The organism is Thermoflexus sp. (assembly GCF_042408365.1).
Classification (GTDB): Bacteria; Chloroflexota; Anaerolineae; order Thermoflexales; family Thermoflexaceae; genus Thermoflexus.
The window spans coordinates 1-2,096 of record NZ_JBHOQJ010000231.1 but is presented as its reverse complement, the minus strand read 5'-3'; the positions used below and the strand labels follow the sequence as shown (position 1 = coordinate 2,096).

Below are 2,096 nucleotides of genomic sequence, written 5' to 3'. Positions count from 1 at the left end.
GCCCTTTGGGCCGCGGGGAGGGGGGAGACAGGGAGGTGGGGTCATCTGCCTCCTCCGCCGTATATCCCTAAAACCAATGGAAGCAGTAGCAACCCGAGCGAAGCGAAATAAAATTGAGGAATCATGAAAATCGCCAGAGGTGGATGGATCATGGTTCTTGCAGATGCGGTGTTTCCGGTCGCGCTGCGCCGGGCACAGGCGCATCGGCTTATGGCCGATGCCATCCTGATCCTAGGCGGCAGCCTCTTCACTGCTTGGATGGCCCGAATCGCCATCCCTTTGCCCCTTACCCCCGTTCCTATCACCGGGCAGACCCTCGCCGTGTTGCTGGTCGGGGCTGTGTTGGGAAGCCGGCGCGGGGCCCTCAGCATGGCGGCTTACATCCTGGAGGGCGCCTTGGGCCTGCCCGTCTTTGCGGGCGGCGCTGCCGGTTTGACCCGGGTGCTCGGCCCTACAGGAGGATATCTGATCGGGTTCATCGCCGCCGCCTTCCTCACCGGATGGCTGGCGGAGCGAGGATGGGATCGCCGGCCGCTCACCGCGGCCTTGGCGATGCTGGCCGGCAACATTGTGATTTACCTGTTCGGCCTCCCTTGGCTGGCCCGCTTTGTGGAGGGTTTCCTGGGGCCCAAGGGGGCGCTGACCCTCGGGCTGCTTCCTTTCATCCCGGGCGACTTGCTGAAGCTAGCCCTGGCCGCCCTCTTGCTGCCCTCCGCTTGGCGGGTCGTTTGGGGCGTTCGGAAGGCCTGGGGATGATTCGCGGGCACGTTCCCGCTATATGCACATGATGAGAGGGTCGCGGGGCGCAGGCCTCGCCTGCGCCCCCGAACAGAATCTCTATCCGGAACGACGAAACCATGGACATTCCCAATCCGGAGCTGGTGGAAGCTCTGCTGCGCTGGTATGCAGCGAACCGTCGGGATCTCCCCTGGCGTCGCCAGCGGGATCCCTATGCGATCTGGGTGGCCGAGGTGATGCTCCAACAGACGCGGGTGGAGACAGCCATCTCTTACTACGAGCGTTTCCTCACCCGCTTCCCCAACGTGCATGAGCTGGCCGCAGCGCCCCTGGAGGAAGTCCTTAAGGCCTGGGAGGGGCTGGGCTACTACGCCCGGGCACGCCATCTCCACCGGGCCGCCCGCCTCCTGGTGGAAAAATACGGCGGGGAGTTCCCTCAGACGTTCAAGGAGTGGCGGCGCCTGCCGGGGGTCGGCCCATATATCGCGGCCGCGGTCCTCAGCATCGCTTTCGGGCAGGATCTCCCGGCCATCGACGGCAACGCGATTCGGGTGCTCGCTCGGCTCGCCGCAATGGAGGAGGACCCTCGTCGACCCGCTGGCCGACAGCGCCTCCAAACGCTGGCGGAACAGCTCCTTCCCTCAGGCCGAGCGGGGGATTTCAATCAGGCCCTGATGGATCTGGGCGCGACCCTCTGCACCCCAAAGGCCCCTCGCTGCTCCGAATGTCCAATCCAGATGTTCTGCGCCGCCTTCCGCCAAGGGAAGCCGGAGGCGTTCCCCGTGCGGACCCCTCGCCGGAGGCTCCCTCATTACGATGTGACCGCAGGGATCATCCAAGATGGCGACCGGGTGCTGATCGCGCAGCGTCCGCCTCAGGGCATGTTGGGCGGGTTATGGGAATTCCCAGGCGGCAAAGTGGAGCCCGGTGAGGGTCTTGAGGATTGCCTGAAACGGGAACTTCAGGAGGAGCTCGGGATCGAGGTGAAGGTGGAGGAGCCGGTCATGACTATCCGACATACTTACACCCATATGCGCATCACGCTGCATGTATTCCGATGCCGGTGGATCGGCGGGACGCCCCAGCCCATCGGCTGCGCCGACGTCCGATGGGTTCCAATCGCGGAGCTGGAACGCTATCCGTTCCCGAACACCGATCGGAAGATCGTCGAGCGGCTCCGACGGGAGAGCCATGAAGCTTAAGCGCCCGGAGCGTTCCCTTCCGGGAGCGTCGCTCAGTTCAGAGGTCGATGGATATTTATTCAGCCGTTCTCCCGCCATGCCCATGCGGATATCGGCGGTTCCCTCCTGGGGACTTTGGGGTCCGAGCCGCGCGGCGAAGGCGCGCGGAGATCGGAA

The 2,096-nt window shown here is 64.6% G+C and carries 2 protein-coding genes; both read left to right on the top strand.

What is annotated here, in order from left to right:
• Positions 1-150: 150 nt before the first annotated feature.
• Positions 151-756 carry a biotin transporter BioY gene (locus ACFMO5_RS10795; protein WP_376792760.1) on the top strand — a complete coding sequence of 202 codons (606 nt, stop codon included), beginning with the start codon at positions 151-153 and terminating at the stop codon, positions 754-756.
• Positions 757-857: 101 nt separating this feature from the next.
• Positions 858-1,940 (top strand): A/G-specific adenine glycosylase, encoded by a 1,083-nt coding sequence (mutY, locus tag ACFMO5_RS10790; RefSeq protein ID WP_376792759.1) that lies wholly within the window; start codon positions 858-860, stop codon positions 1,938-1,940.
• Positions 1,941-2,096 lie beyond the last annotated feature (156 nt).